Origin of the sequence: Sphingobium sp. BYY-5, from assembly GCF_022758885.1 — a bacterium.
In the GTDB taxonomy this organism is placed as follows: domain Bacteria; phylum Pseudomonadota; class Alphaproteobacteria; order Sphingomonadales; family Sphingomonadaceae; genus Sphingobium.
The window spans coordinates 3,112,007-3,138,104 of sequence record NZ_JALEBH010000001.1; the positions used below are offsets into that span (position 1 = coordinate 3,112,007).

The following is a 26,098-nucleotide window of genomic DNA, read 5'->3' on the forward strand; positions in this document are numbered from 1 at the left end:
TCTCAAAATGCGCTTTTCCACGCATTTTGAGACGGATCTCTGGGAGCGCTACAGCGTCCGGGCGTAGATCAGGTCGCGGAATGGCACATCCCCGACCATGAAGGTCGTCTCGCCAATATGGGAAAAGCCATGCCGGGCATAGAAGCGTTGTGCACGCTCATTATGCAGATAGACGGCGAGCAGCAATCGCTCAGCCCCGCGGTGGCGGGCTTCCTCTTCGACCCGCACCATCAGTGCGCCACCATGACCGCCGCCCTGCCATCCGGCCAGGAGATAGATGCGCTTGATCTCCAGGTCGCGCGCTGCATCCGTCGGCACCGGCAGGTCGGGCGGGGTCAGCATGGCATAGCCCACCGGCGCGCCGAGCGGCGTTTCACCGATCAGGATCGTCTGTGCGGGGTCCGCCAGTGCGGCCTCATAATAGGGCGCCCCATGCGCCACGCCGATATGGGTGAGCAGCGCCGGACCCGGATGATCGTGCGCGAAGCTGGTGAGGAAGGTCGCGCCGCCCAGGATCGACAGGGCGGTCGCATCGTGCGGTCCGGCGTGTCGCCAGGTGATTGGCGTCATCGTGCGCGCGCCCTCAACGCGATCCTGGTCCGAGCGCCGGGTCCAGGTCGCGGGGGCGAGTGAAGCTGGCGATCGTCGCGGCATTGATCGCTATTTGCGTCCAGCTTTCAATCGCCAGGTCCATGACGGCCAGGCTGGCGGTGGGAAATTTCACCTCCACATCCTCCCGCAGTGGATTGGCGCCATCGTCGGGGACCAGATCCAGGATCAGTTCCTCGAAGCCCGGATTATGCCCCGCCATCAGCACGCTTTGCGCACTGTCGGGCAGATCGCGCACGACATCGAGCAAGGTTGCGGAGGATGCGAGATAGATGCGGCGGTCCCAATGGGCATCCAGTGTTTCGCCATAACCCGAAAAGAAGGTGTCGAGTGTCTGCACCACCCGCACCGCAGGCGATGCGACCAGCAGGTCGAACCGCATCTTCCGCCTGGCGGCGAACTGGCCCATCAGCAGCGCAGCCTTCTCCCCCCGGCGGTTCAAAGGCCGGTCGAAGTCGCGCGCCACCGGATCGTCCCAATCCGATTTGGCGTGACGCAACAGGGTCAGACGCTTCATTCACTCTCCTGACGGGGCAAGCCGGATTCGTATCCCTGATGCCCGAAGGCGGCCTGTTCGCCAAGGGCTTCGCGGGGAATTGCGGCGCTGACGGCGATGATCGCCTCGTCGAGCGTCAGGCGGCGCACCGGTGTTCCGGGCGGAAAGGCGCTGAGCAGCCGGCTGGGCATCGCGGCCGAGAGGATGACGAAACTGCCCCGGTCCTCGGCGCGGCGGATGAGGCGGCCGAACGCCTGGGCCAGCCGCGCGCGGATCAGCCGGTCGTCATAGGCGTTGCCGCCGCCCGCCAGCCGGCGAGCGGCGTGCAGCACGGTGGGCTTGGACCAAGGCACGCCTTCCATCACCACCAACCGCAGCGAATGGCCGGGTACATCGACGCCATCGCGCAAGGCATCGGTGCCGAGCAGCGAAGCGCGCGGATCGTCGCGGAAGATGTCGACCAGCGTGCCGGTATCCATCGGATCGACATGCTGGGCGTAGAGCGGCAGGCCGGTCCGCGCCAGCCGGTCGGCGATGCGGGCATGTACCGCGCGCAGCCGCCGGATCGCGGTGAACAGGCCCAGCGTCCCGCCGCCCGCCGCCTCGATCAGCCGGGCATAGGCGCCCGACAGCGCGGCGATGTCACCCCGCTTGATATCGGTCACGATCAGCACTTCGGCGCGGTTGGGATAGTCAAACGGGCTGTCCGCCTCGAACCGTTCGGCGCCATGGGGCAGGTGGATCGCGCCGTTGCGCTTTTCCGCATTGTCCCATTCGCCGCCCCCCTTGAGCGTCGCGGAGGTGATGAGGACGCCCTGCGCCGGTTTCAGCACCGTTTCGGCCAGCGGGCGGGTAGGGTCGAGCCAATGGCGATGGATGCCGATGTCGAACTCCCGTCCTTCGGCCCGATCGACCGCGAGCCAGTCGACATAGTCGGGGTCGGCCGGGCCGCCGATCCGCGCCAGCAGCGCCAGCCAGGCTGCGATCAGGTCGCGTCGCCAGCCGAGCGACGCCACCGCGCCCTCGATCCGCGCGCGCGCCGCACCGTCCAGCCAGTCGGGCGCATCCTCGATCACCGCCTCCAACCGGCGTGACAGGCGGACGATCGGCTTGATGAGCGCATCGAGCGCCAGGGCCGCTTCCTGTGCGGCTTCGACAAGCGCGCCGTCGGGTTCCGCCAGTTCCGTCTCAAGCCCGTAGCCGGCGTCCGCTTCCCCGGCGTCGGCGGCGCGCGTGTAGACGGTGCCGCGTACGGCGGCGAGCAGCGCTTCCAGCGGGCCGAAAGGTTCGCCCGCCACCACGCGCTTCAGCCATTCGTCGGCGGGTAGCGCCTGCGCCGCGTCGACCGCCGCGCGGATCGCCTGACCGCCTTCCTCGTCATAGCTCGCCAGGTCGGAGAGGCGTGCGGCAAGGCCCCTTCGGCGTCCGCGCGATCCGCCCTCAGGCCCCATGATCCAGCGGCGCAGTTCGATTGCCTCCTGTCCCGACAGGGCGACCGAGAAGGTTGAATCCGCCGCGTCGAAGAGATGATGGCCCTCGTCGAAGACGATGCGCTGCGGACGTTGCCCAGTCTCACGGCCGCGCGCGGCATTGATCATCACCAGCGCATGATTGGCGATGACGATATCGGCGTCGGCCGAGGCGCGGGCCGACCGTTCGATGAAGCATTTGCGATAATGCGGGCAGCCGGCATAGATGCACTCGCCGCGCCGGTCGGTCAGCGCAGTCGATCCGTTGCGACGGAACAGGGTCGGCAGCCAGCCGGGCAGGTCGCCGCCAACCATGTCGCCATCCTTGGTGAAGGCGGCCCAGCGTGCGACCAGCTGCGCCAATATGGCGGCGCGGCCCGAAAAGCCGCCTTGCAACGCATCTTCCAGATTGAGCAGGCAGAGATAGTTTTCGCGGCCCTTGCGCACCACCACGCGCCGCGCGGCGACGGCGGGATCGGGAAAGAGACGCAGGGATTCGCGGTCGAGCTGACGCTGCAATGCCTTGGTATAGGTGGACACCCACACCGTCCCCTGTGCTTCCCCGGCCCAGAGCGAGGCGGGTGCGAGATAGCCCAGTGTCTTGCCGATGCCGGTCCCGGCTTCGGCCAGCAGCATATTGGGCTGGTCGCGATAGGTACGCGGGCGGAAGGCGGCGCTGGCGGCGGCGGCATAGGCGCGCTGGCCGGGACGCGTCTCCGCCTGCGCGCCGGTCAGGGCGTCGAGCCGGGCCAGAACCTGGTCTTCGGACAGGGTGATCGTGCGCGGAGCCGGACGGGCCTGTGCTTCCTCCCATTCGGGCAGCTTGGAAAAGAGCCAGCGTTCCGCCTCGCGCGGGCGCGGGATGCGTGGCACGACCAGCGGCGACCAGGGCCAGCGCAACCGATGCAGCGCCTGGCCCGCTGTCCAGCCGCCTTCGCGCTCGGCCCAGTCGGATGATTCGAGCCGGGCGAGCAGCAGGGCGGCGGCCTGTTGCAGCAGGGCGGGAATATCTCCCTCATTGGCCGGAGCAGGCAGGGCTAGCGCTTCGGCCAGCCCCTTGGGCGTGGGCACCAGAAAGCGGGCGGGATGGAGGAATGCCCAGAGTTCCAGCAGGTCGAGGCCGTTCAGTTCGGGATAGCCCAGCCGCTGGCCGGTCAGGGGCGCATTGAGCAGCAGCACCGGCGTTTCGGCCGCGCGCGCGATCGCCTGCCCCTTGGCCAGCGCCTGGGTGCGGCCCTCTTCGCGCAGCCAGATGCCGCCATGGCTGGCGTGGAGCGCGGGCAATGTGGCGGGATCGATCACCCGCCCGGCTTAGGCGAACGGGAACAAAAGGAAAACCTGTTTCAGTCCGCCCGGCGTCCAAATCCGCTGCCGGTCGTTGCCATAGTGGCGGAAGGCTGGAGGGTGATGGAGCTATGTTTTGCGGTGCGGGCCTGTTCCAGCCGTTCATAGAGCGGGCCGTCGGTCAGGTCATAAGGGAACCGGATGCCGATCCGATCTTCCTCCGACCATTGCACCGTGCCGAACACGATATGGCCGTCGAGGTCGAGTTGGCATTTGGAGCGCGTAGGGAGGGTGCAGCCCAGGATTTGCGCGCCACCTTCGCTCAGATCGATGATCCTTCCTTCCAGGCTGTCGAGCACCGTCGTGACAACGACCGGGACATCCACGGCGATACGTTCGCGGTTGCGCTTGGTGTGCATAACGCCTCCAATCCCGGCGAATATGGACATATAGGGTTAATCAACATTGAATTGAGAGTGATTCTTAACGCATATTTGCCTCCAAACACCGTTTTCTTTCGGGCCGTCCGGGGGTAGGGGCTTGGCTCATGACCGTGTCCGAACTTCTCCGCACCGCTGCGCAGGCGGCCAAGGCCTGGCCCTATGAGGAAGCCCGCAAGCTCCTGAAGCGCTATTCGTCCAATGGGTCGGAAGGCGGCGTGCCGGACAAGGGGCATATCCTGTTCGAAACCGGCTATGGTCCGTCGGGCCTGCCGCATATCGGCACCTTCAACGAAGTGCTGCGCACCACCATGGTCCGCAACGCCTTTCATGCGCTGTCGGATATCCCGACGCGGCTGGTGGCGTTCAGCGACGATATGGACGGCTTGCGCAAGGTGCCGGACAATGTGCCCAACCAGGCGATGCTGACCGAGCATCTGGGCAAGCCGCTAACGCAGGTGCCTGACCCGTTCGGGAAGTTCGAAAGTTTCGCGCATCACAACAACGCAATGCTGCGCGAATTTCTGGACCGGTTCGGGTTCGACTATGAATTCGTGTCGGCGACCGAGCGCTACAAGGCCGGCGCCTTTGATGAAGCGCTCCGCCAGGTGCTGCGCCGTTATCAGGCGATCATGGACATCATGCTGCCGACCCTGCGCAAGGAACGGCAGGCGACCTATTCGCCGGTGCTGCCGATCAGCCCCAGGAGCGGCATCGTGCTCCAGGTGCCGGTCGAGGTGATCGACGCCGAAGCGGGCCTCGTCCGCTTTCAGGATGAGGGCGAATGGATCGAGCAGTCGATCCTGTCGGGCGGCGCGAAGCTGCAATGGAAGGTCGACTGGGCGATGCGCTGGTATGCGCTGGGCGTCGATTATGAAATGGCGGGCAAGGATCTGATCGATTCGGTGACGCAATCGTCGAAGATCTGCCGCGCGCTGGGCGGCCGTCCGCCTGAGGGTTTCAACTACGAGATGTTCCTCGACGAAAAGGGCGAGAAAATCTCCAAGTCGAAGGGTAATGGCCTCAGCCTCGAACAATGGCTGACCTATGGCCCGCAGGAAAGCCTGGCCTTCTACGCCTATCGGGAGCCGAAGAAGGCGAAGCAGCTCCATATGGGCGTCATCCCGCGCGCCGTGGACGAATATTGGCAGTTCCGCGGCAACTACCCCACCCAGGCGATCGAGCAACAACTGGGCAACCCGGTCCATCATGTCCATGACGGCAAGCTGCCCCAGGGCAAGTTGCCGGTGACGTTCGGCCTGCTGCTCAACCTGGTCGGCGTGATGGGGGATGCCAGCCGCGAGCAGGTGTGGGGCTATCTCCAAAATTATGTGCCGGACGCCAACCCGGACAGCTATCCGGAACTCGACGCGCTGATCGGTCATGCGCTCGCCTATCACCGCGATTTCGTCGCGCCGACACTCAAGCGCCGTACACCGGACGCGAACGAGGCGGCGGCGCTGCGCAAGCTGGACGAAGAACTGGCCGCGTTGCCGGCCGAAGCGACGGCAGAGGATATTCAGAATATCGTCTATGCCATTGGCAAGGACGAAGCGTTCGGCTTCGCCGAGCTGCGCGACTGGTTCAAGGCGCTCTACCAGACGTTGCTGGGCGCCGATCAAGGGCCGCGCATGGGCAGCTTCATTGCCCTCTATGGCGTTGAAAACAGCCGCAAGCTGATCGCTGAGGCTCTGGCCGCCTGAATTAGCGCAAGAATCGGCTCGAAAGGGGAACATTTCGGGCCGATCGGCGTTTGCGAAAACGGTCCACCCCCCTTTCGGACTGATGATGCGCCTTTGGCGTATCATCGGCCGCGTGCGCCCGGAAACGGGCGACGCGGCCAAGGGCGGAAACAGGAAATGGCCCCGATCGCATGATCGGGGCCATTTCCTTTTACCTGGTCGCAGTGCTTACCAGAAGAAACCGCGATGCGCGTCGATCACGCGGCCGGTGCGGACATTGACCAGCAGCACGTCATTATAATGGCGGACCCATTGCTGGTTCGCGCCCGGCCGGGGCAGGCGATAGCGATAGGGATCGGCGATATAGTAGCGCGAGCTGTAATAGGCCGGACGAAGCTGGGCGCCGCGGTTCCAGGCGGTGTAGCGGAAGGGCGCCCGCCAGTTGCCGCCGCGATAGACGTCGCGATGGCTGCGGCGATAGTCTTGCCAATCCTCACGCACATCCTGGCGGGCATCGCGCACGTCGCGACGGGCATCACGGACGTCACGGCGGTCGCCATAGCGCTGCGCCTGGCGCAGATCGCGTTGCTGCTCGCGCAGATTATGTTCGCTGCGGCGTACTTCACCCATCGACTGGGCCGAAGCCACACTCGGCGCAACGGTGGCGGCGAGCAGGCCCAATATGATCAGTTTACGCATGATATGTCTCCCATTCGGCTTGGCGATCGAACCTTGATCCCTGGATCGGCTTCGTCGCCAACAAGAGGAGATATGACCCTTCGCGCCTGAACGATCCGGGAATGATGCAGTCAGATTCCAGTCATTTATGTCGCAAATTGTATCGCGCCGGTTCAGCCCCAGGGGCGTTCGCGAAACCATTTGGTGACGACATATTTGGTGCCGCGCTCCACGGGCCGTGCGGCGTGCAGACTGAAGAGGTTGGGCGCGCCGTCGCTGGCCATATTGTTCCAGATCAGGATCATCCCCTCCACCGGCGGCACCATGAATTCACATTGCGGGAAATGTGTCTCGCCCCCCGCCTCGACCGGCGAGAGATAGATCATCGCGGTCCAGGTTCGCTGCCCGCCGGACTTGCGCATCGCTTTCCAATAGTTGGCGGTGACGGGGAAATAATCGCAATGGACCTTATATTCCTGTCCCTCCGTATAGCGCTGGCCCTGCAGTGTTTCGCCATGGCTCGCGGGCAGGCCCGTGAGCGCGCAGATGCGGTTCGTGATCGCTTCCACCAACGGGCTTGCAGGGCTGAGGTTGCCGCTATGGCTGGTGCGATATTCGGCGTTGGCACTGCCGGAAAAAAGCGTCGAAGGTTTGGCGCTCGCGTCGATCAGCGTGCGCAGGCCCGCGCATTCCTCGGTGCTCAGAAAGCCCTGGCGGCCATAGATTTCCAGATGAGGCGTATCGATGCGGTTCACCATCGGGTTGCGGTCCAGGCGAGCGCGGACGGCGTCGCCAATCTGCGCACGGACGGGCGAGGCGATACCGCCGTCATCGATCATGTCGGTCATGCATGACGTCCTGCCACAGCCGGGCCATGTATGAAAAGACCCCGGCGTGTCGCCACGCCGGGGTCAGGGATTCCTGAAGGCCAGTCCAGGAAGGGGATTTCGTCGAGTGCGCCTTCACTTACCAGAAGAAGTCGCGGATCACGTCGACGACATAGCCGTCGCGGACGTCGACCAGCAGCGCGTCGTCATAATAGCGGACCCAGCGCAACGTGCCGTAGGCCGGCGGCAGGCGATAGCTATAGGGATCGTTCAGCCAGTAATTATTGGCATAGAGCGAGCTGTTCAGGACAATCCCGACCGAAAAGGGCCGATAGCCATAATTCCAGCCGCGCGGGGCATAATAGCGGCCAATCCGGTAGCGGTCGCCATAGCGGTTGCGATAGCTGTTCCAGTCGTAACGGCGATCCTGGCGCCAGCCACTGTCCCAACGCCGCTGATCGTTCCAGCGGGTGCGGTCGTCAAAGCGGCGGCCATTGTTGTTCCAATTGGCGCCGTTCCAGCCGCGATTGTCGGACCAGCGCTGATCCGGGCGCCCGTCTTGGCGGCCATCGCGACGGTCATTGCGCCAGTCCGGACGGTCATTGCGCCGGTCGTTGCGCCAATCAGGCCGGTCGTTCCCACGCCCATCCGGGCGCCCGTCCTGGCGGCCATCGCGCCGGTCGTTGCCCCAGGCCGGGCGATCATCCCGCCGTGCATCGCGCCAATTGCGTTGCTGCTGTTGCTGGTCGCGCACGGCATTTTCGATCGCGCGATTGGCAGGTGGATTGGAATCGCCGCGCCAGCGCGGATCGGGACGCTGCGGCATCGCCTGTCCGGCAGGCCGTTCGGCCGCGCGCTGCTGCCAGCCTTGTCGGCCGGCATCGCCGCGCTGTTGCCAGCGCTGCCCGCCGTCATCGCCGCGCGGCTGGGTCATGCGGTTGCCGCGAGACGCTGCATCACCGCCCTGGCGCATGGATCGCTCGCTGCGATCACCGCGTTCCTGACCGGCCTGGGCATAAGCAGGGGCAATGCCGCTCAGCAGCGTTGCGCCCATCAGCCCGGCCAGCATCATCTTCCTGAACATCGTTCGGTCTTTCCTCTAGCGGGGGCAAATTGTCCCCTGATGATGCCGGTCTATCGGATGCGGCGTGTCGCAAGTCTGAACCCGTTCGACAGCATTCCGAAAGAATCATGCCGTGGTGGGCGCGAATAGCGACAGCGAAACGGACAGTTTCCGCATTGTTCGTTGCTGGAGCCGGGGTCGGTTCCGATGTTGCCGTCATGAAACAACCGACCTTCTTCATCCCCCATGGCGGTGGACCCTGCTTCTTCATGGACCCGACCGATCCGGACCGGCCGCACAGCGACCCGATCTGGCAGCCGATGCAGGACTATCTGGCCGATCTGATCGACGGCCTGCCCGAACGGCCCAAGGCGATCCTGATGGTTTCCGGTCATTGGGAAGAAGCGGACTTTACTGTCCATGTCGGTGTCCGGCCATCGCTGCTGTTCGACTATCACGGCTTTCCGCCGCACACTTATATGCTGCGCTGGGACGCGCCGGGCGCGCCCGATCTGGCGCGGCGTGCGGCCGGTCTGCTGCGCGGCGCGGGCTTCGCCACGGCGGAGGAAGGCGCACGCGGCTGGGACCATGGCGTTTTCGTGCCGATGAAGGTCGCGCTGCTCGATGCGGATATCCCGCTGGCGCAATTGTCCCTGCGCCATGACCTCAATCCCGCCGCCCATATCGCTGCCGGTCGCGCCCTGGCGCCGCTGCGCGATGAAGGCGTGCTGATCGTCGGATCGGGCATGAGCTTCCACAATCTGCGCGTGCGCGGGCCGCAGACGATCGCGCCATCGACCGCCTGGGATTATGCGCTGACCGCCGCCGTCACCGATCCGGACCCGCAAAGCCGTGCGGCGCGCGTGGCCGCCTGGGACGAACTGCCGCACGCTCGCTTCGCCCATCCGCGCGAGGAGCATCTGTTGCCGCTGATGGTGGCGCTGGGCGCGGGCGGTGATGGCGGGGCGACATGTACCCATCGCAGCAGCGTGATGGGCTGGACGGTGTCGGGCTATCGTTTCGGCTGAGGACCGGGGCGACCGAGCGCCGGGACGGTCTTCGCCGCCTCTTCGGGCGTGATGCCCGGCGGCGGCGCGGCGGCCACCTGTTCCTCGCCGCGCATGATCCGGCCCGCGCGCTTGATCGCGCCACGCAGCCGGGGATAGATGCCGCAGCGGCAGATGTTGGTGATCGCGGCGTCGATCTCTTCATCGGAGGGATCATTGGTCCGGCGTAGCAGAACGGAGGAGGCCATGATGATGCCGGGAATGCAATAGCCGCATTGGGAGACATTATCTGCCGCGAACGCCTGTTGCAGCGGATGACCGCGATCGGGCGACAGTGCTTCTATGGTGGTGACGAACCGGCCTTCGGTCTTGCCGATCGTCACCTGGCAGGAGCGCACCGCTTCCCCGTCAATATCGACCGTGCAGGCGCCGCAATCACCGGTGCCGCAGCCATATTTGGTCCCGGTCAGGTTGGACGCATCGCGCAGCGCCCAGAGCAAAGGCGTATCCGGGTCCATCCGATACTGGACCGGCCGGTCGTTGACGGTGAAGCGGGTCATGCTGCCTCATCCTCCTCCACCTTATGATAGAGAACCTCGTTGCGGATATGGATGATCCGCGAGGCGAGCCGGATTTCCTGGATGAAGGTGGCGAAGCCCGCCGCCTGCAATATCATCGCCAGGCTGAAGAGGACCGCGACCGGCGTGCCGAGATGCGCGCCGAAGAGATTGCCGGCGAACAGCAGGATGACGACCAGGCAGACGGCGCAGGCGGAAGCGACCGACAGGAAGATCGCGCTGTTCACCACGCTCATTCGCCGGTCGAGCACGCGGATCTCGCCCACCAACCGGTCATGCTCCTTGCCGCGGGTGGTGAGGATCTGCGCCTCCACCGCGCGCGCGCGGTCGATGATGCGGGCCAGGCGGCTGACGCAGACATTCAGGAACGCGCCGATGCCCGCCAGCAGGAAGACCGGGGCGAGCGCCAACTGGATCGTCTGTGCGACCTGGCTGACCTGGGGCAGGGGGATCATCAAGCGGCACCTCTCATCGGATGCAGCTATCCTTTATCGCGGAACAAGGGGCAAGGGGTGCGATTGGGTATAAATGCGTGGCAAAGCGCCACTTTTTCCGGCGTGGCGCTCTCGCAAGGCGGGAGCGCCACCATCCGGATCAGGCAGCGCCCTTGGAGGACGGCGTGTTGATGCCCATCGACTGGAGATATTTCTTCACGTTCCGGGCCGCCTGCCGCAATCGCTGCTCATTTTCGACCATGGCGATGCGGACGAAGCCTTCGCCATCCTCGCCATAGCCCACGCCCGGCGCGACCGCGACCTTGGCATGGGTCAGGAGCTGCTTGGAAAATTCCAGGCTGCCCATGTCCTTGAGCGCGGGGGGCAGCGGCGCCCAGCAGAACATCGATGCGCGCGCTGCGGGAATGTCCCATCCGGCGCGGCCAAAGCTTTCCACCAGCACGTCGCGGCGTTTGTGATAAAGTTCGCGGTTCTTTTCGACGATGTCCTGCGGGCCGTTCAACGCCGCGCAGGCCGCCGCCTGGATCGGGGTGAAGGCGCCATAGTCGAGATAGGATTTCACCCGCGTCATCGCCGCGATCAGCTTTTTGTTGCCGACCGCAAAGCCCATGCGCCAGCCGGCCATGGAGTAGGTCTTGCTGAGCGAGGTGAACTCGATTGCCACATCCTTGGCGCCCGGCACCTGGAGGATCGAGGGCGTCGGGTTGCCGTCATAATAAAGCTCGGAATAGGCCAGGTCGCTCAGCACCCAGACCTTATTCTCCTTCGCCCAGGCGACCAGCCGCTCGTAAAAGGCAAGGTCGACCGTCTCGGCCGTCGGGTTGGACGGATAGTTGACGACCAGGATGGACGGGCGCGGCACGGTGAAGGCCATGGCGCGATCGAGCGACCGGAAATATTGTTCGTCCGGCGTGGTCGGGACGGAGCGGATGGTCGCACCGGCGAGGATGAAGCCGAACGTATGGATCGGGTAGCTGGGATTGGGGGCCAGCACGACGTCGCCTGGCTCGGTGATCGCTGTGGCCAGGCTGGCGAGGCCTTCCTTCGACCCCATGGTGACGACCACTTCCGTCTCCGGATCGACTTCGACGCCGAAGCGGCGGGCGTAATAATTGGCTTGCGCCCGGCGCAGGCCGGGAATGCCGCGCGACTGGGAATAGCCGTGGGCGCTCGGCTTCCTGGCTACCTCGATCAGCTTTTCGATCACATGGTCGGGCGGCGGCAGGTCGGGATTGCCCATGCCCAGGTCGATAATATCCTCTCCCGCCGCACGGGCTGCGGCTCGCATCGCGTTCACTTCGGCGATGACATAGGGCGGCAGGCGCTTCATGCGGTAGAATTCTTCGGACATTATAGGGGCTTTCCTGAAAGCTCTCTGTAGGGAATAGTGCGAGACACGCCGTTTGCGTGTCACAATCTGGCTATAACTGGCCAAACGGTGACGCGCCAGCGAAAGCCGCGCGAACCGAGGATGCCAGGAGGAGGAAGGTGGCCATGGAAAGGATCGACATCATGGAACCCCATCTGCCCAGCCTGGAGGAAATGCAGCAATGGACGCAGATGATCGGCCGGGCGCAGCAATTGATGCTGGAGCAGGCGGCGGGCGCGGTTGGCCAGGCGCTGCCCTTCGACCCGGCGATCGTCTCACGCATCCAGACCGGCTTTGCCGATGAAGGGCTGGCGCTGTGGCAGCGTTTCCTCGATTCGGGCGGGTTGTTGCGCGATCAGCCCGAACCCGCGCCGGTAAACAGCCCCGCAGCGCGCAAGGACCGGCGCTTTGCCGATCCGGCCTGGACCGACCATCCCTTTTACGACCTGATCCGGCAAAGCTATCTGCTGGTTTCCGATTACCTCATGAAGATGGCCGATGCGATTGACGGCGTGGACCCCAAGCAGAAGGCCAAGCTGCGTTTCGCGACGACAGGCCTGCTCGACGCGATCTCGCCCAGCAATTTCCCCTTCACCAATCCGCAGGTGGTGCAGAAGACGATCGAGAGCGGCGGCGAGAATCTCGTCCAGGGCCTCAAGCATATGCTGGCCGATCTGGAGAAGGGCCAACTCACCCATACCGATGGCACCCGGTTCGAGCTGGGGCGGAATATCGCCGCGACGCCGGGCAAGGTGATCCACGAAACCCCGCTCTATCAGCTTATCCATTATGCGCCCTCGACCGGGACGGTGCTGCAAACGCCGCTCATCATCTTCCCGCCCTGGATCAACCGTTTCTACATTCTCGACCTCTCGCCCGAGAAGAGCTTCGTCAAATGGGCGGTGGACCAGGGGATCAGTGTCTTCCTGGTGTCCTGGAAATCGGCCGACGCATCGATGAAGGACATGGTCTGGGATGATTATATCCTGAAAGGCCAGATCGACGCGATCGACACGGTGCGTGACCTGCTGAAGGTGGAGAGCGTCCACACGATCGGCTATTGCGTGGCGGGCACCACATTGGCCGCGACGCTGGCCTTGCTCGCCGCACGAGGCGAAGCGGAGAAGGTGGCGAGCGCAACCTTCCTCACGGCGCAGGTCGATTTCAGCCAAGCGGGCGACCTGACCCTGTTCGTAGACGATGAACAGATGAAGATGATGGAGCAGATTTCATCGGCCGGCTTCCTCGACGGGCGCTATATGGCGGCCACCTTCAACCTGCTGCGCGGGCGCGATCTGATCTGGAACTATGTCGTCAACAACTATCTGCTGGGCATGGATTACCCGCCCTTCGACCTGCTCTATTGGAATGGCGACACCACCAACCTGCCGGCGCGCTGGCACAGGGATTATCTGACCCAGCTCTATCGTGACAATCTGCTGGTCGTGCCTGGCGCGATCAGTGTCGCCGGCACGCCGATCGACCTGACGAAGGTCAAGACGCCCGCCTATGTCCAGGCGGGCAGGGAAGATCATATCGCGCCGCTGGAGAGCGTTTGGAAATTGACCCGGAATCTGTCAGGGCCGACCCGCTTCCTGCTGGCCGGATCGGGCCATATCGCCGGGGTCATCAACCCGCCGGCGGCAATGAAATATCAATATTGGGTCTGTGACGAAGCGCAGCCGACCCTCGATGCCTTCCTGGCAGAAGCGAAAGAAACCAAGGGCAGTTGGTGGCCCGATTGGCAGGCCTGGATCGCAGGACTCGATTCGCGCACCGTTCCGGCGAAGGGCGCGCGCGTGCCGGGGAAAGGCAAACTCAAGGCGATCGAAGATGCGCCGGGCCACTATGTCAAGGCGCGTTAAACTCTTCATTTTCGCGTCTTTATGACGGACCGCGATCCGCTGGCGGTGGCGTGTAGATGGCACTTTTGTTGCACTGCACAATAAGCCTTGCAATCGGTGGGTGAAAACTATATTGTGCAGTGCAACAAACGGAGGATGGTGATGGCCGAAACCCCGAAGACCCCGAGGAAGACCGCGCGCAGCAAGGCCGGTTCGACGACATTGTCGGCGAGCGAGGCGCTCAAGGCGGCTGAAGCGGCTATCGGAAGCGAGCCAGCGAAAAAGAAACCCGCTCCGAAGCCTGCGCGTGTGAAACCGATTGACGCCAACCCGCAAGCTGCGCGTGTGAAGCCGATCGATGCTAACCCGCAAGCCGCGAGCGTGAAGCCGATCGATGCTAACCCGCAGGCCGCGAGCGTGAAGCCGATCGATGCTAATCCGCAAGCCGCAAGTGTGAAGCCAATTGACGCCAACCCGCAGGCCGCGCCCGAGCCGGTTGTCGAACCTGTCGAGACCGAACCAAAAACCACAGAGAGCCTGACTAAGGCCGAAGCCATAGCGATCCAGCCGCTGCCCGCCATAGAAGGAACGAAGATCATGAACGACGTTATCGAGACCGGAAAGAAATTTGCCGAGGAAACCAAGGCCAAGTTCGAAACCGCCTATGCCGATTTCAACGAAAAGGCGAAGGCCGGTGTTGAGAAGTCGACCAAGGCGATCGAAGAGCTGAACGACATTGCCAAGGGCAATGTCGAAGCGCTGGTCGAATCCGGCAAGATCGCAGCCAAGGGCATCGAGACGCTGGGTCAGGAAGCTGCCGATTACAGCCGCAAGAGCTTCGAGAAGGCGACCGCCTCGTTCAAGAGCTTTTCGTCGGTCAAGACGCCGACCGAATTCTTCCAGTTGCAGAGCCAGCTGCTGTCGAGCAGCTTCGACGAGTTCACCAAGGAAGCTGCCAAGAACAGCGAAGCGCTGATCAAGCTGGCTGGCGACGTCGCCCAGCCGCTGACCGCGCGCGTGACCCTGGTCACTGACAAGGTGAAGACGCTCGCAGCCTGATCGGCGGCATCGTCCAGTCATAGCGTGAAGGGCGTCTTTTCCATCGGGAAGAGGCGCCCTTTGCTTTGCAAAGAGGCTGCGTGCGTGGCGATCGGCTGTGTCGCCCCCTTGCCATGGACGGACGAATCGCCATATTCTTTTCCATCATGAACAGTGTCACCACCGCATCGGCGTGGTCCGTGAATATGGCGGGCCGGGATCAGGACGATCAGGGCGAGGGGCCGGATGGCCCCAATGTCGGGATCGCGACCCGTACCCGCACGCGCACCAAAAAGCCGTCACTCTACAAGGTGTTGATGCTGAACGACGACTATACGCCGATGGAATTCGTCGTGCATGTCCTGCAGAGCTTCTTCCGCATGGACATGGAGGAGGCGACCCGCGTCATGCTGCATGTCCATCAACGCGGAGTCGGCGTCTGCGGCATTTTCAGCTATGAGGTCGCAGAGACCAAGGTGAACCAGGTGATGGATTTCGCCCGGCAGAACCAGCATCCGTTGCAATGCACGCTTGAAAAGGCGTGATGTCGGCAGACCGGTGATCTCGCGCCGGCAATAGCGGCCTTATGCGATCCCTCCGCATATGAAGGGGGACTTCCCCTCGATGCTTTCCATGACGGCCGCTGCGGCCTACAGGGTTACGGGTGAGCGAAGAACGCCCAGCCGCCATTCATGATCTGGCCGTCATCGGCGGCGGCGTGAATGGTTGCGGCATTGCCCGCGACGCGGCCGGCCGGGGCGCCAGGGTGCTGCTGCTAGAGCGGGGCGACCTGGCGCAGGGCACATCATCGGCATCGACCAAGTTGATCCATGGCGGTCTGCGCTATCTGGAGCATGGCGAGTTTGCGCTGGTGCGCGAGGCTCTGTCCGAACGCGAACGGCTGTGGCGGATCGCGCCGCATATCATTCATCCGATGGGCTTCGTCCTGCCCTGGACCAGGGGGCTGCGACCGCGCTGGATGCTGCGGCTCGGGCTTTTCCTCTACGATCATATCGGCGGCCGCCGCGCCTTGCCTGCGACCAAGGCGATCGATCTGCGCCGTCATGAATCTGGCGCACCGCTCAAGCCCGGCTTTGGCCCCGCCTATTGCTATTCGGACGGTTGGGTCGACGATGCGCGGCTGGTCGTGCTCAACGCGCGTGATGCCGCCGATCGGGGCGCGGACGTGCATAGCCGTACCGAGGTGACGGGATTGGCGCACGAGGCTGGACTCTGGACGATTGAGACGCGCGCGGCGGACGGAACCATGCGTCATTTTCAGGCGCGGGCGCTTGTCAATGCGACCGGACCCTCTGTGCTGGCGCTGAAACAACTGGCCCATGGGCATGGGGAACGGCACATGCGGCTGGTGCGTGGATCGCATATCGTCGTGCCGCGCCTGTTCGATCATGGCTTCGCCTATTTCTTCCAATTGCCCGATGGCCGGATCTTCTTCGCCATCCCCTATGAGCGCGACTTCACCCTGATCGGCACGACCGACCGCGATCATGCCGGCGGACTGGAGCATGTCGAGGCGAGCGCCGAGGAGGTCGCCTATCTCTGCGAGGGAGCGAATCGCTATTTCGCGCGCCCGATCACGCCTGACGACGTGGTCTGGTCCTATGCCGGCGTCCGTCCCCTGATCGACGACGGATCGGCAAGGCCGGAAGCGGCGACGCGCGGCTATCGACTGGAACTGGAGGCGGGTGGGGAGGGAGATGCGCCCCTGCTCCATGTGCTGGGCGGCAAGATCACCACCTATCGTCATCTCGCAGCGGAGGCGGTGGCACTGCTCCAGCCGCATCTGCCGGCGCTGCGCGGCGGCGACTGGACGGCGAAGGCGCCATTGCCTGGCGGGGATTTTCCAATGACCGGTCTTGCCGATCTGATCGCGGGGCTGGCGCGCGACTATCCCTTCCTTGACGCTGCCGATGCTGATCGCATCGGTCGGGCCTATGGTACGCTGGCGCGCGTCTGGTTGGGCGGGGCGCGTAGCCGGGATGATCTGGGTGTCCATTTCGGCGCTGGCCTGAGCGAGGCGGAAGTCGCCTATCTGGTCGAGCGCGAATGGGCGCGGGCGAAAGAGGATATAATCTGGCGCCGGACCAAATTGGGCCTGCGGCTGAATGCGGCGCAGGTCGCCGCGCTCGATACGTGGCTGAAGGAGAGGGGATGAGCGAGCGCATGATCCTGGTGCTGGATGAAGGCACCACGTCCACCCGCGCCATGCTCTACACGGTTGACGGCCGGCGGGTCGCGACGGCGCAGCGGGAGTTGACCCAATATTATCCCCGACCCGGCTGGGTCGAACATGACGCGGCGGAGATATGGGATCGCACGCTGGCCTGCGCGCGGGAGATAGTCTTGCAGGCTGGCGGCGCGGACCGGATCGCGGCGATCGGCATCACCAACCAGCGCGAAACGGTTGTCGCGTGGGACCGGCGCACCGGCGAGCCATTGGCGCGCGCCATCGTCTGGCAGGACCGGCGCACGGCCGACCAATGCGAAACCTTGCGCAGCGACGGCCATGAGGCGTTGATCCAGGCGCGTACCGGGCTTGTGACCGACCCCTATTTTTCAGCGACCAAGATGCGCTGGCTGATTGACCATGTGCCGGAAGTGACGGCGGCGGGCGATGCGCTGGCGCTGGGCACCATCGAAAGCTGGCTGGTGTGGAAGCTGACCGGCGGCCTCCATATCACCGACGCCAGCAATGCCAGCCGAACCCAGTTGATGACGCTGGACGAAAAGGGCTGGGACGCGGATCTGTGCGCGCTGTTCGGCGTGCCGCGCGCGACGCTGCCGGAGATTGTCGATAACGCCGGTGACTTCGGAACGACATTGCCCGATCTGCTGGGCGCTGCGATCCCCATCCACGGCCTGGCCGGAGACCAGCAGGCCGCGACCATCGGGCAGGCATGTCTCACCCCCGGCACGGTCAAGGCGACGCTGGGCACGGGCGCCTTCATCCTGGCGCCGACCGGCGCGAGGCGGCCCGTTTCCTCGCACCGGTTGCTGGGGACGGTGCTGTGCCAGATCGCGGGCGTTCGCCACTATGCGCTGGAAGGATCGATCTTCGTAGCCGGCAGCCTGATCCAGTGGCTGCGCGACAGGCTGGGGCTGATCGCTACGGCGGCCGATACCGAGGCGATCGCCCGGTCGGTTCCGGACAATGGAGGCGTCGTCATGCTGCCCGCTTTGTCGGGCCTGGGCGCGCCCTATTGGCAGCCAGCGGTCACGGGAAGCATCCACGGGCTTACGCACGGCACGGGCCGGGCGCATATCGTCCGCGCCGCGCTCGAATCGATCGCGCATCAGGTGCACGACCTTGCCTCCACCTTCGCGGCCGATGGCGCGCCCTGGCACATGCTGCGGATCGATGGCGGCATGAGCGCCAATGACTGGATTGCGCAAGACATGGCGGACATGTTGCGCCTTACGGTGGAACGGCCCGCCGATGTCGAGACGACGGCCAGAGGCGTGGCGATGCTTGCGGCCGTAGGGGCGGGATTTTTCCCGACGCTGGCATCTGCCGCTATTGGCGAATCGGGGCGGACGCGGTTTGAACCCATTCTGCCCGATGCTGCACGGGAGCGGCGGCTCGCGGGCTGGCAATCGGTTCTCGCCCAGGTGCTTCCGGCAGGCTGACGGGGGCATTGGCGACAATTATCCGGATGTTATATTGTAACTTACGGCCGATTGCCTTATGTAGCGGCGATCATGCCGCAGAGCCTTCATCACGCCTTTTCCACTGGGCGAATCGACCGTATCGCGATTGCCCTGTCGGGTTTGTGCGTGGCGCATTGCTTCGTCACTGCCGTGGTGCTTGGGCTATTGGCTTCGGCAGGCGGCATTTTCGCAAGCCCGGTCTTCCATGAAGTGGGTTTGGGGCTGGCCATCCTGTTAGGCGCGGTGGCCCTGGGCCATGGTGCGATCGTCCATCGCTTCATGATGCCCGCAGCCATCGGATCATTGGGGCTGGGCGTGATGACGGGCGCTCTCACGATGGATCATGGCCCGCAGGAAAGCCTCTATACGCTGATCGGCGTCGGTATATTGGCGCTGGGCCACGACCTCAATCACCGGGCTGGCCGATAATCGACGCAAAAAAGGGAGCCGTCTCCGGCTCCCTTTTCCGTTCTGCCGGTTGCACCCGGCTCAATTGCCCTTGTGGTCGATCCTGTGTTCGCCCTTCACCCAGCGCACCGTGCCGGTGCTGGCGCGCATCACCACGCTTTCGGTCGTGAGTTTCCCGCCAGGCAGGCGCTTGACCCCCGCGAGCAACGATCCGTCCGTCACCCCGGTCGCGGCGAAGATGCAATCGCCCTTGGCCAGTTCCTTGAGGTCGTAGATCCGGTCCAGATCGGTGATGCCCCATTTGCGGGCACGCGCCTTCTCATCCTCGTTGCGGAAGAGCAGGCGCCCCTTGAACTGGCCGCCAACGCAGCGCAGCGCTGCGCAGGCCAGCACGCCCTCCGGCGCGCCACCCGACCCCATATAGATGTCGATCGTGGTTTCTGGATTGGTGGTTGCGATGACGCCCGCCACGTCGCCATCCGGGATCAGCATGATGCCGCAGCCGATGGCGCGCAGGTCCGCGATCAGCCTTTCATGACGGGGGCGGTCCAGCACACAGACGATGATCTCATGGGGATCGACGCCCTTGGCGGCGGCGACCGCCTCGACATTCTGCTTCACCGATCGGTTCAGGTCGATGACGTCTTCGGGGTAGCCGGGACCGACCGCCAGCTTTTCCATATAGACGTCGGGCGCGTTGAGCAGGCCGCCTTCTTCGGAGATGGCAAGGACAGCAAGCGCATTCGGCCCCGCCTTGGCGGTGATCGTCGTGCCTTCCAGCGGATCGAGCGCAATGTCGATCTTCGGCCCGGTGCCGATCGCATTGCCGACTTTCTCACCGATATAGAGCATCGGGGCTTCGTCGCGCTCGCCTTCGCCGATGACGACGGTTCCGTCCATATAGAGATCGTTGAAGGCGAGGCGCATGGCTTCGACGGCGGCGGCATCGGCAGCCTTCTCGTCGCCGCGGCCGACCAGCTTCGACGCGGCGATCGCGGCGGCTTCGGTGACGCGGACCATTTCCAGCACCAGGACACGGTCGAGAATCGAGCTTCCCTGCACTATCTTCTTCCTCTTCCTTTTCGCTTTGGCCAAGGGCGATAAGCGGTCCACCAGCCCTTGTCGAGCGCTGGTCATGATGCGGCCATGATTGAATGATCTGGTGTCCAACCGATGAGAATGTCGGGCTTTCCTGTCCTATTCCCCCTGTTGCTGCCGGGTATCGTCTGGGCGGCTGACGAGGATGAATTGATGGCTGCCTACCGTGCCAAGACGCAGGTGGTGAAGCCGTGCGACCGCAGCGGGGGTGGCATCGTCGTGTGCGGCAATAGGGGAGAGCGCAATGCGAAGGAGCGACTGCCCTTGCCGCGTGAGGCGGAGAGCAGCGGCATCGTGAAGGGAGACGCACCGCGCGCCTCCGCCGCGCCTGTCCGGCAGGGCGCTTGCGGCGTGTCGGGCGGACAGGGGGCAGGCTGCACCGGCGGCTTGCCCGTGCTCCAGGCCGTGGGGATATTGGTGAAGGCGGCGACCGCGATCATCGATCCCGATGCCGATCTTTCGCCACCGCCGGCGTTGCCAGAACGCGCCACCGGCGCCAGGCAATATTGAAAATTCTCAATCGAGAATATGCATCACCATCGGCGTGTCGAGCAGGCTGTCCGAACCCGCCAGCCGTTCGAGCGTGTCGCGCACGTTGCGCTCCTCGCTGGCATGGGTGACGATCGCGACCAGAACGCCGTCTTCCTGATGCGCGCCGCGCTGGATCATGCTTTCGATCGATACGCCGGCGTCGCGGGTGGCCGCGGCAATCTCGGCCAGCACGCCGGGCTGGTCCTTGACCTTGAAGCGCAGATAGACGCGACCGGTGCGGGCGCCGGCGTCAGCGGTCTTCTGGGGGCTGAGCGCGGCGACCGGCATGGCGAATGCGTCGCCATATTCGTCGCGCGCCACGTCGATCAGGTCGGCGACCACTGCCGATGCGGTCGGGCCGTCCCCCGCGCCGCGTCCCTGGAAGAAGAGGCGACCGACGAAATTGCCCTCCGCCACCACGGCGTTGAGCGACCCGTCGACATGGGCGAGCGGATGGTCGAGCGGCACCAGCATCGGGTGGACGCGCTGGAACAGGCCATCCGGACCGTTCTGCGCCATGCCGACCAGGCGGATGCGGAAGCCCAGTGCGCCCGCTTCGGCGATGTCGGCGGCGATGACATGGCGGATGCCGGTGGTCGCGACCGCGTCGAAATCCAGTTCGGTGCCGAAGGCCAGGCTGGCGAGGATGGTCAGCTTGTGCGCGGCGTCTATGCCGTCGATGTCGAAGCTGGGATCGGCCTCCGCATAGCCCAGCTCCTGCGCTTCCTTGAGCACCTCGTCAAAGCCCCGGCCTTCCTTCTCCATGGTGGTCAGGATGTAATTGCAGGTGCCGTTGAGGATGCCGTAGACACGGCTGATTTCATTCGCGGCGGCGCCTTCGCGCATCCCCTTGATGACCGGGATGCCGCCCGCGACCGCGGCTTCATATTTAAGCGCGATGCCGCCCTTTTCCGCCAGCCGCGCGAGGTCGAGGCCATGATGCGCCAGCATCGCCTTGTTCGCGGTGACGAAGGGCTTGCCCAGGGTCAGGCATTGACGGGCGAGAGTGAGGGCGGGGCCGTCCGCCCCGCCGATCAGTTCCACCACCACGTCGACATCGTCGCGCGTGGCCAGCGTCGTCATGTCGTCCACCCATTCATAGGGAGAAAGGTCGACGCCACGATCCTTGTTCCGGTCGCGCGCGGAAATGGCGACAATCTGGATCGGGCAGCCGGCGCGGCGCGCAATCAGGTCGCCATTTGTCTTCAGCAGACGAATGACACCGCCGCCCACCGTACCGAGACCGACGAGCGCGACGCGCAGCGGGGCATGGCGGTGCAGATTGGTCATGGCGGCTATCATCCCTTCCGACTTTCGAAAGCCGGGCTGATAGCCGCCTCCGCGCGCCTGTCCAAAGGAAAAGCGCGAATCAGCGTGTGGAGCGGGTGCGGCCACACGGCCCCAAAGCGTCGATCACCAGTTTATAGTCCGCGCGTGCCGCTTCGGCATCCGGTACGGACAGGGTGCGCACCGCTTGCGGCGACAGAGCGGGGGGCAGGGCGCAAGCGAGACGATACCAGAGCAGGCTGCCCGGTTCGGGCGGTCGGGCGGCTTCATCCACGATTTCACCCAGGGCGACCGCCCAGCGGGGTGCCTGGCCCGGACGCCGCAGGATGGAGAGCGAGACTGGATCTCCACTCTCCGTACGCAGGAATATCTGGGTTTCGCCTTCCCCGGCGATCGTGCCCGCGACATGGAAAGCATCGCCCAGGCCGAGAATCCGGGGCGGCGCGCCGGGCGCGACGAGTGCGGAAAGAATCTGCTTCACCTGCTCCACCCGGCCGGGCGTGGCCGGGACCTGTGCATCGGGGGCGACGAGCTGAACTTCGCCCGGACGTCCTCCGGGCCGGGCGAAGAGGATGATCTGCGCCTTTTTGAGCTTCGGCAGCTTGCCGCGCGCGTCAAGCGGTGCGTCGTAAAGATAGGTAATGACGGGACTGATTCCCGCGTCGCCGCGAATCAAACCCGTAACATCCGCCTCGATATAGAGCCTTTCATGCCCTGGAAGCGTCGCTCCGGCCTGATCGGGCTTGAGTTTGACGATGTTGCGAATACGCACATTGGCCACTAACGGTGCATTGTCCGCCAGGTCTACAATGTCGGCATAGAACAGGTCCGGACGCCCCGTTGATGATGACGTTACCATCGGACCGTTCTGCGCTAAGGCAGGGAAAACCGAAGGATATACGGCGAAAATGAGGCATGTGGCGACCAGCCTGCGAAAGAGGGTGGCGGATTTCATGATGAACTTCGTCCTATGGTTTTGGCCCGTGGCAAGGATATCACAGGCAAGTTTTTCTGATAGGAATTGGTACACGCAAATGAGGATATCGATAAAGCGTTTGCGTGCCACGATGCGCCGCGATAGGAGTTCGCTCGGTAGCAATTGGACGGACAGGGGCCAAAGGTGGCCGGGATAGCTCCCGGACAGCTGTGGTCGTTTTTGGCTGATTTGTATAAACCACTGGTAAGATGAGTTAAGGAGTGTCGTTGCCGAATGGCCTATGCTGACCACTCGCAAGGATCGAGTCGCACGATATCGATCGTCATCGTCGCCCTGATTCACGCTGTTCTCGGCTATGCCTTCGTCACCGGTCTTGGCATGAAATATGTCAAAAAGGCGGCGGAACAGCTGAACGTGATCGACGTAAAAGAGGAACCGCCACCACCGGACGAGGAGCCACCGCCACCGCCGCCCGATCAGCCGATCGAGCCGCCACCGGTCGTCGCTCCTCCGCCGATCGTTCAGACCCCGGCTCCGGCGCCGCCGATCCAGACGGTTCGGACGCCCCCGCCGGTGTTCAACCCGGTTCCGGTCGCCGCCCCGCCGCCACCGCCGGCTCCGCCTCCCCCGCCTCAGGCAGCGACGCGCGCTACACCGCGCGGTGCTCCTGGCAGTTGGGTGAGCGATGCGGATTATCCGAGCCGCGCGCAGCGTGAAGAACGCTCAGGCACGGCTGGTTTCCGCTTGGAAATCGGAGCGGACGGCCGCGTGACCAACTGCACCATCACCTCTTCGACCGGCCATGCCGACCTCGACGAGGCGACCTGCCGCCTGCTGCCGCGCCGCGCGCGTTTCAAGCCGGCCAAGGGTTCCGATGGTCAGGATATGCCCGACACGTACAACGGGCGTATCACTTGGCGTTTGCCGGAATAATCGAAATCGGGACGGCGTGCGCCGAGCGCCGCCTGTCCCACGCTTGATCTCATTGAGAGGGAAGTCTTGAACATGTTGATGTATCTCGCAGCCGCGGCTCCGAAGCCCGAAAACCCCTATGGTCTGATGGAGGCCCTGCAACAGGGCGGCACCATCGCCTGGACCGTCTTCCTCATCCTGTGCGCCATGTCGGTCGGCACCTTCTACATTCTGTTCACCAAGCTGATCGAACAGCAGAAGGTTATCAATCAGGGCAAGAAGGTTCGTGCAACCTTCTGGCGCGCCGCTTCGCTGAAGGAAGCCGCCGCCAAGCTGGACAAGAACTCGGCCTATAAGCAGATCGTCGACGACGGCATCAAGGCCCAGGACGAGCATAGCAAGCTGAAGGATCCGGTCGAAGCGCATGACTGGCTGCACGGCTCGCTGGCTCGTTCGGAAGCTGCGATCAACTCCAGCCTGAATGGCGGCCTCGCCTTCCTCGCGACCGTGGGTTCGACCTCGCCGTTCATCGGTCTGTTCGGTACGGTTATCGGCATCTACCGCGCGCTCATCAAGATCGGCGCTGCCGGTCAGGCTTCGATCGACGCCGTCGCCGGCCCGGTCGGTGAAGCGCTGATCATGACGGCTCTGGGTCTGGCCGTGGCCGTTCCTGCGGTGCTCGCCTACAACTTCCTGCAGCGCCGCAACAAGTCGATCGCCGAACAGCTCAACGGCTTCACCGTCGATCTGCTGGCCTATCTGGTTTCGGATGGCGCCGTGAAGCCGACCGTTGCTGCCGCTCCGGTTGCTTCGGCCGCCAAGCCGGCCGCCACACCGACCAAGGCCTGATCGGTCTCAAGACGCCGGTGTGGGAACCGGGTGGCGGCTGTGACCGCCCGGTTCCCCGCCGACCATGGCCTTCAATCAGCCAAATGGCTGACGAGGCGCCATCGACACCAATGTTAGGATAGTATCAATGGCAATGAGTGTTGGCCCCGGCGGCGGTGACGACAAGCCGTTGTCCGACATCAACACGACGCCGCTCGTCGACGTCATGCTGGTGTTGCTCATCATCTTTCTCATCGCAGTCCCGGTCGTCGTCCAGACGGTCGATCTGCAGCTTCCCAAGGTGGCGTTCGAGCCGACCACGACGAAGCCGGAAAATGTGTCCCTTTCGGTCACAACCGGCAAGGATGGCGGTTGCGCGGTTTTCTGGGGCATGGCTCCGGTTAATTCGAGCGAACTGCTTAACCGCGCGGTCGCGAAGCTTGAAGCGGACATCAAGAAGGCTGGCGGCGTTGAAAATATGACGCCTGAGGATCTGCCCGAAGTGCATATCCGTGGCGACATCAACGTTCCCTATCGGTGCATCGGCGGCACCATCTACACGATGCAGCGCGCCGGTTTCCCGAAGGTGGGCTTCATCTCCGAGCCGGAACCCGGCACGACGACGACCCGCCTCTGACCGGTTGATTAAGGAGATTTCGCTATGGCCATGAGCATGGGCTCCGATGATGGCGAGCCGATGATGGAAATGAACACGACGCCGTTGATCGACGTCATGCTCGTTCTCCTCATCATGTTCATCATCACCATCCCGATCCAGACCCACGCGGTGAAGATCGACCTGCCGCAGAACGCGCCGCCTACGGACAGCGTGATCGATCCGGTCAAGAACAAGGTCGCGATCGATACCGGTGGCGTCATCACCTGGAACGGATCGCCGATCGACCTGCTGACCCTGCGTCAGTATCTGCAGCAGTCGCTGCGGCTGCCGGTCGAACCGGAACTGCAGTTCCAGCCGAGCGCTGCGACCCGCTATGTCGTTGTTGACGAGGTATTGGCGGAGATCAAGCGTGCGGGCGTGACCAAGCTGGGTTTCGTCGGCAATGAACAATATGGCAGTTTTTAAGGTCTGAATCCCGGCCGGTCCGCGTCAACAGGACTTCCCCTTCTTCGCGGGGCGACAGGAAACGGAAATTTATATATCTGCCTCAATCTGTAGGGGTCGCCTCGGCGGCCCCTTATTTTTTGCCCGATGCAGATGGTCGTTTAACTTTTTCCTTACCTTGGCATCCGATCATGGAATCATGGGCGCAGGACCGCATCTCGACCAGGATCGCAAACAGCGCATCGCCGAGCGGCATCATATGCAGATCGGCGTCAAGGTCCGGCGTCCGGGTGAAACCTGGTTCACCAGCCGCATTACCGACCTGTCGATCAGCGGTTTCCGGCTCCAAAGCTTCATGAAACTGACCGTAGGCAGTGAATTATGGGGGCTTTGAAGGGCGCCGTGCGCGAGTGCAGTGGACGCGCGCGCATGAGGGGGGCTGCACCTTCGAGCGGCCACTGCACCCCGCCATTCTCGATCATGTCATCCGACTGAGCCAACTCGCGGCGGGCTGAACCTTGCGCTT

At 64.0% G+C, this 26,098-nt stretch carries 26 protein-coding genes and 1 pseudogene; 14 read left to right on the forward strand and 13 right to left on the reverse strand.

The features are described from left to right. Positions 1–48: 48 nt before the first annotated feature. The 4 genes from MOK15_RS14955 to MOK15_RS14970 are packed head-to-tail and all read right to left on the reverse strand — an operon-like array spanning position 49 to position 4,277. Positions 49–570, reverse strand: a complete 522-nt coding sequence (locus MOK15_RS14955; RefSeq protein WP_242932333.1) for a GNAT family N-acetyltransferase — start codon at positions 568–570, stop codon at positions 49–51. Between the two features lie 13 nt (positions 571–583). Further along, a complete protein-coding gene (locus MOK15_RS14960; RefSeq protein WP_242932334.1) occupies positions 584–1,126 on the reverse strand; it encodes a histidine phosphatase family protein in 543 nt (180 codons plus the stop codon). Then, entirely contained in the window at positions 1,123–3,876 is a 2,754-nt protein-coding gene (locus MOK15_RS14965) for an ATP-dependent DNA helicase (protein ID WP_242932335.1), read from the reverse strand. The genes MOK15_RS14960 and MOK15_RS14965 overlap by 4 nt, the downstream gene beginning before the upstream one ends. A 41-nt stretch (positions 3,877–3,917) precedes the next feature. Continuing rightward, positions 3,918–4,277 carry a PilZ domain-containing protein gene (locus MOK15_RS14970; RefSeq protein WP_242932336.1) on the reverse strand — a complete coding sequence of 120 codons (360 nt, stop codon included), beginning with the start codon at positions 4,275–4,277 and terminating at the stop codon, positions 3,918–3,920. A gap of 128 nt (positions 4,278–4,405) precedes the next feature. Here MOK15_RS14970 and MOK15_RS14975 point away from each other — a divergent pair, with 128 nt between their 5' ends. Continuing rightward, positions 4,406–6,001 carry a lysine--tRNA ligase gene (locus MOK15_RS14975; RefSeq protein ID WP_242932337.1) on the forward strand — a complete coding sequence of 532 codons (1,596 nt, stop codon included), beginning with the start codon at positions 4,406–4,408 and terminating at the stop codon, positions 5,999–6,001. Between the two features lie 207 nt (positions 6,002–6,208). Here the strand turns inward: MOK15_RS14975 and MOK15_RS14980 are convergent, their stop codons facing one another. The 3 genes from MOK15_RS14980 to MOK15_RS14990 all read right to left on the reverse strand — a co-directional run bounded on the left by MOK15_RS14980 (position 6,209) and on the right by MOK15_RS14990 (position 8,569). Beyond that, on the reverse strand, positions 6,209–6,679 hold the full coding sequence (locus MOK15_RS14980) for an RcnB family protein (protein WP_242932338.1): 471 nt from the start codon (positions 6,677–6,679) through the stop codon (positions 6,209–6,211). A 152-nt stretch (positions 6,680–6,831) separates the two neighbouring features. After that, positions 6,832–7,506, reverse strand: a complete 675-nt coding sequence (locus MOK15_RS14985) for a 2OG-Fe(II) oxygenase (protein ID WP_242932339.1) — start codon at positions 7,504–7,506, stop codon at positions 6,832–6,834. Positions 7,507–7,624: 118 nt separating this feature from the next. Beyond that, complete coding sequence (locus tag MOK15_RS14990; RefSeq protein ID WP_242932340.1) at positions 7,625–8,569, reverse strand: RcnB family protein; 945 nt, start codon at positions 8,567–8,569, stop codon at positions 7,625–7,627. Between the two features lie 197 nt (positions 8,570–8,766). Between MOK15_RS14990 and MOK15_RS14995 the strand changes: the two genes are divergently transcribed. Then, on the forward strand, positions 8,767–9,576 hold the full coding sequence (locus MOK15_RS14995; RefSeq protein ID WP_242932341.1) for a class III extradiol ring-cleavage dioxygenase: 810 nt from the start codon (positions 8,767–8,769) through the stop codon (positions 9,574–9,576). Here the strand turns inward: MOK15_RS14995 and MOK15_RS15000 are convergent. The 3 genes from MOK15_RS15000 to MOK15_RS15010 form a co-directional block, all read right to left on the reverse strand. Then, positions 9,561–10,115 (reverse strand): (2Fe-2S)-binding protein, encoded by a 555-nt coding sequence (locus MOK15_RS15000; protein ID WP_242932342.1) that lies wholly within the window; start codon positions 10,113–10,115, stop codon positions 9,561–9,563. The two genes, MOK15_RS14995 and MOK15_RS15000, sit on opposite strands and share 16 nt — an antisense overlap. Continuing rightward, positions 10,112–10,588: a DUF2721 domain-containing protein gene (locus MOK15_RS15005; RefSeq protein ID WP_242932343.1), complete on the reverse strand. Its 477-nt coding sequence runs from the start codon at positions 10,586–10,588 to the stop codon at positions 10,112–10,114. The genes MOK15_RS15000 and MOK15_RS15005 overlap by 4 nt, the downstream gene beginning before the upstream one ends. Positions 10,589–10,727: 139 nt before the next feature. Continuing rightward, entirely contained in the window at positions 10,728–11,939 is a 1,212-nt protein-coding gene (locus tag MOK15_RS15010) for an LL-diaminopimelate aminotransferase (RefSeq protein ID WP_242932344.1), read from the reverse strand. Between the two features lie 143 nt (positions 11,940–12,082). Between MOK15_RS15010 and phaC the strand changes: the two genes are divergently transcribed. The 6 genes from phaC (at position 12,083) to MOK15_RS15040 (ending at position 18,937) form a co-directional block, all read left to right on the forward strand. Beyond that, positions 12,083–13,822, forward strand: a complete 1,740-nt coding sequence (gene phaC, locus MOK15_RS15015; RefSeq protein WP_242932345.1) for a class I poly(R)-hydroxyalkanoic acid synthase — start codon at positions 12,083–12,085, stop codon at positions 13,820–13,822. Positions 13,823–13,963: 141 nt separating this feature from the next. Then, a complete protein-coding gene (locus MOK15_RS15020) occupies positions 13,964–14,860 on the forward strand; it encodes a phasin family protein (protein ID WP_242932346.1) in 897 nt (298 codons plus the stop codon). Between the two features lie 146 nt (positions 14,861–15,006). After that, positions 15,007–15,384, forward strand: coding sequence for an ATP-dependent Clp protease adapter ClpS (gene clpS / locus MOK15_RS15025; protein WP_242932347.1), 378 nt, complete (start codon positions 15,007–15,009; stop codon positions 15,382–15,384). Positions 15,385–15,503: 119 nt separating this feature from the next. After that, complete coding sequence (locus tag MOK15_RS15030) at positions 15,504–17,015, forward strand: glycerol-3-phosphate dehydrogenase (protein WP_242932348.1); 1,512 nt, start codon at positions 15,504–15,506, stop codon at positions 17,013–17,015. After that, positions 17,012–18,487, forward strand: coding sequence for a glycerol kinase (locus MOK15_RS15035; protein WP_242932349.1), 1,476 nt, complete (start codon positions 17,012–17,014; stop codon positions 18,485–18,487). Before MOK15_RS15030 ends, MOK15_RS15035 begins: the two co-directional genes overlap by 4 nt. Before the next feature lie 72 nt (positions 18,488–18,559). Further along, positions 18,560–18,937, forward strand: a complete 378-nt coding sequence (locus tag MOK15_RS15040) for a MerC domain-containing protein (protein ID WP_242932350.1) — start codon at positions 18,560–18,562, stop codon at positions 18,935–18,937. 60 nt (positions 18,938–18,997) lie between these two features. Here the strand turns inward: MOK15_RS15040 and glpX are convergent, their stop codons facing one another. Then, complete coding sequence (gene glpX, locus MOK15_RS15045) at positions 18,998–19,981, reverse strand: class II fructose-bisphosphatase (protein WP_242932779.1); 984 nt, start codon at positions 19,979–19,981, stop codon at positions 18,998–19,000. Positions 19,982–20,095: 114 nt separating this feature from the next. Here glpX and MOK15_RS15050 point away from each other — a divergent pair, with 114 nt between their 5' ends. After that, positions 20,096–20,524 carry a hypothetical protein gene (locus tag MOK15_RS15050; protein WP_242932351.1) on the forward strand — a complete coding sequence of 143 codons (429 nt, stop codon included), beginning with the start codon at positions 20,096–20,098 and terminating at the stop codon, positions 20,522–20,524. Between the two features lie 6 nt (positions 20,525–20,530). Here the strand turns inward: MOK15_RS15050 and MOK15_RS15055 are convergent, their stop codons facing one another. Then, positions 20,531–21,835, reverse strand: a complete 1,305-nt coding sequence (locus MOK15_RS15055; protein WP_242932352.1) for a homoserine dehydrogenase — start codon at positions 21,833–21,835, stop codon at positions 20,531–20,533. A gap of 79 nt (positions 21,836–21,914) precedes the next feature. Beyond that, positions 21,915–22,691: a hypothetical protein gene (locus MOK15_RS15060; protein WP_242932353.1), complete on the reverse strand. Its 777-nt coding sequence runs from the start codon at positions 22,689–22,691 to the stop codon at positions 21,915–21,917. Between the two features lie 351 nt (positions 22,692–23,042). On the opposite strand from MOK15_RS15060, the gene MOK15_RS15065 reads away from it, so the two are divergent. The 5 genes and pseudogenes from MOK15_RS15065 to MOK15_RS15085 all read left to right on the forward strand — a co-directional run bounded on the left by MOK15_RS15065 (position 23,043) and on the right by MOK15_RS15085 (position 26,087). Then, positions 23,043–23,702 carry an energy transducer TonB gene (locus tag MOK15_RS15065; protein WP_242932354.1) on the forward strand — a complete coding sequence of 220 codons (660 nt, stop codon included), beginning with the start codon at positions 23,043–23,045 and terminating at the stop codon, positions 23,700–23,702. A 72-nt stretch (positions 23,703–23,774) separates the two neighbouring features. Further along, positions 23,775–24,530 carry a MotA/TolQ/ExbB proton channel family protein gene (locus MOK15_RS15070; protein WP_242932355.1) on the forward strand — a complete coding sequence of 252 codons (756 nt, stop codon included), beginning with the start codon at positions 23,775–23,777 and terminating at the stop codon, positions 24,528–24,530. Positions 24,531–24,657: 127 nt separating this feature from the next. Next, a complete protein-coding gene (locus MOK15_RS15075) occupies positions 24,658–25,146 on the forward strand; it encodes a biopolymer transporter ExbD (RefSeq protein ID WP_242932356.1) in 489 nt (162 codons plus the stop codon). A gap of 24 nt (positions 25,147–25,170) precedes the next feature. Then, a complete protein-coding gene (locus MOK15_RS15080; RefSeq protein WP_242932357.1) occupies positions 25,171–25,593 on the forward strand; it encodes a biopolymer transporter ExbD in 423 nt (140 codons plus the stop codon). A gap of 178 nt (positions 25,594–25,771) precedes the next feature. Further along, positions 25,772–26,087 (forward strand): annotated as a pseudogene (locus MOK15_RS15085) (PilZ domain-containing protein). Positions 26,088–26,098 lie beyond the last annotated feature (11 nt).

Bases quoted from the DNA above. Each gene is read 5' to 3' on its own strand.
- MOK15_RS14955 (WP_242932333.1), bottom strand. From the start codon at position 570: ATGACGCCAATCACCTGGCGACACGCCGGACCGCACGATGCGACCGCC.
- MOK15_RS14960 (WP_242932334.1), bottom strand. From the start codon at position 1,126: ATGAAGCGTCTGACCCTGTTGCGTCACGCCAAATCGGATTGGGACGAT.
- MOK15_RS14970 (WP_242932336.1), bottom strand. From the start codon at position 4,277: ATGCACACCAAGCGCAACCGCGAACGTATCGCCGTGGATGTCCCGGTC.
- MOK15_RS14975 (WP_242932337.1), top strand. From the start codon at position 4,406: ATGACCGTGTCCGAACTTCTCCGCACCGCTGCGCAGGCGGCCAAGGCC.
- MOK15_RS14980 (WP_242932338.1), bottom strand. From the start codon at position 6,679: ATGCGTAAACTGATCATATTGGGCCTGCTCGCCGCCACCGTTGCGCCG.
- MOK15_RS14985 (WP_242932339.1), bottom strand. From the start codon at position 7,506: ATGACCGACATGATCGATGACGGCGGTATCGCCTCGCCCGTCCGTGCG.
- MOK15_RS14990 (WP_242932340.1), bottom strand. From the start codon at position 8,569: ATGTTCAGGAAGATGATGCTGGCCGGGCTGATGGGCGCAACGCTGCTG.
- MOK15_RS14995 (WP_242932341.1), top strand. From the start codon at position 8,767: ATGAAACAACCGACCTTCTTCATCCCCCATGGCGGTGGACCCTGCTTC.
- MOK15_RS15000 (WP_242932342.1), bottom strand. From the start codon at position 10,115: ATGACCCGCTTCACCGTCAACGACCGGCCGGTCCAGTATCGGATGGAC.
- MOK15_RS15005 (WP_242932343.1), bottom strand. From the start codon at position 10,588: ATGATCCCCCTGCCCCAGGTCAGCCAGGTCGCACAGACGATCCAGTTG.
- MOK15_RS15010 (WP_242932344.1), bottom strand. From the start codon at position 11,939: ATGTCCGAAGAATTCTACCGCATGAAGCGCCTGCCGCCCTATGTCATC.
- phaC (WP_242932345.1), top strand. From the start codon at position 12,083: ATGGAAAGGATCGACATCATGGAACCCCATCTGCCCAGCCTGGAGGAA.
- MOK15_RS15020 (WP_242932346.1), top strand. From the start codon at position 13,964: ATGGCCGAAACCCCGAAGACCCCGAGGAAGACCGCGCGCAGCAAGGCC.
- clpS (WP_242932347.1), top strand. From the start codon at position 15,007: ATGAACAGTGTCACCACCGCATCGGCGTGGTCCGTGAATATGGCGGGC.
- MOK15_RS15035 (WP_242932349.1), top strand. From the start codon at position 17,012: ATGAGCGAGCGCATGATCCTGGTGCTGGATGAAGGCACCACGTCCACC.
- MOK15_RS15040 (WP_242932350.1), top strand. From the start codon at position 18,560: ATGCCGCAGAGCCTTCATCACGCCTTTTCCACTGGGCGAATCGACCGT.
- MOK15_RS15050 (WP_242932351.1), top strand. From the start codon at position 20,096: ATGTCGGGCTTTCCTGTCCTATTCCCCCTGTTGCTGCCGGGTATCGTC.
- MOK15_RS15055 (WP_242932352.1), bottom strand. From the start codon at position 21,835: ATGACCAATCTGCACCGCCATGCCCCGCTGCGCGTCGCGCTCGTCGGT.
- MOK15_RS15060 (WP_242932353.1), bottom strand. From the start codon at position 22,691: ATGGTAACGTCATCATCAACGGGGCGTCCGGACCTGTTCTATGCCGAC.
- MOK15_RS15065 (WP_242932354.1), top strand. From the start codon at position 23,043: ATGGCCTATGCTGACCACTCGCAAGGATCGAGTCGCACGATATCGATC.
- MOK15_RS15070 (WP_242932355.1), top strand. From the start codon at position 23,775: ATGTTGATGTATCTCGCAGCCGCGGCTCCGAAGCCCGAAAACCCCTAT.
- MOK15_RS15075 (WP_242932356.1), top strand. From the start codon at position 24,658: ATGGCAATGAGTGTTGGCCCCGGCGGCGGTGACGACAAGCCGTTGTCC.
- MOK15_RS15080 (WP_242932357.1), top strand. From the start codon at position 25,171: ATGGCCATGAGCATGGGCTCCGATGATGGCGAGCCGATGATGGAAATG.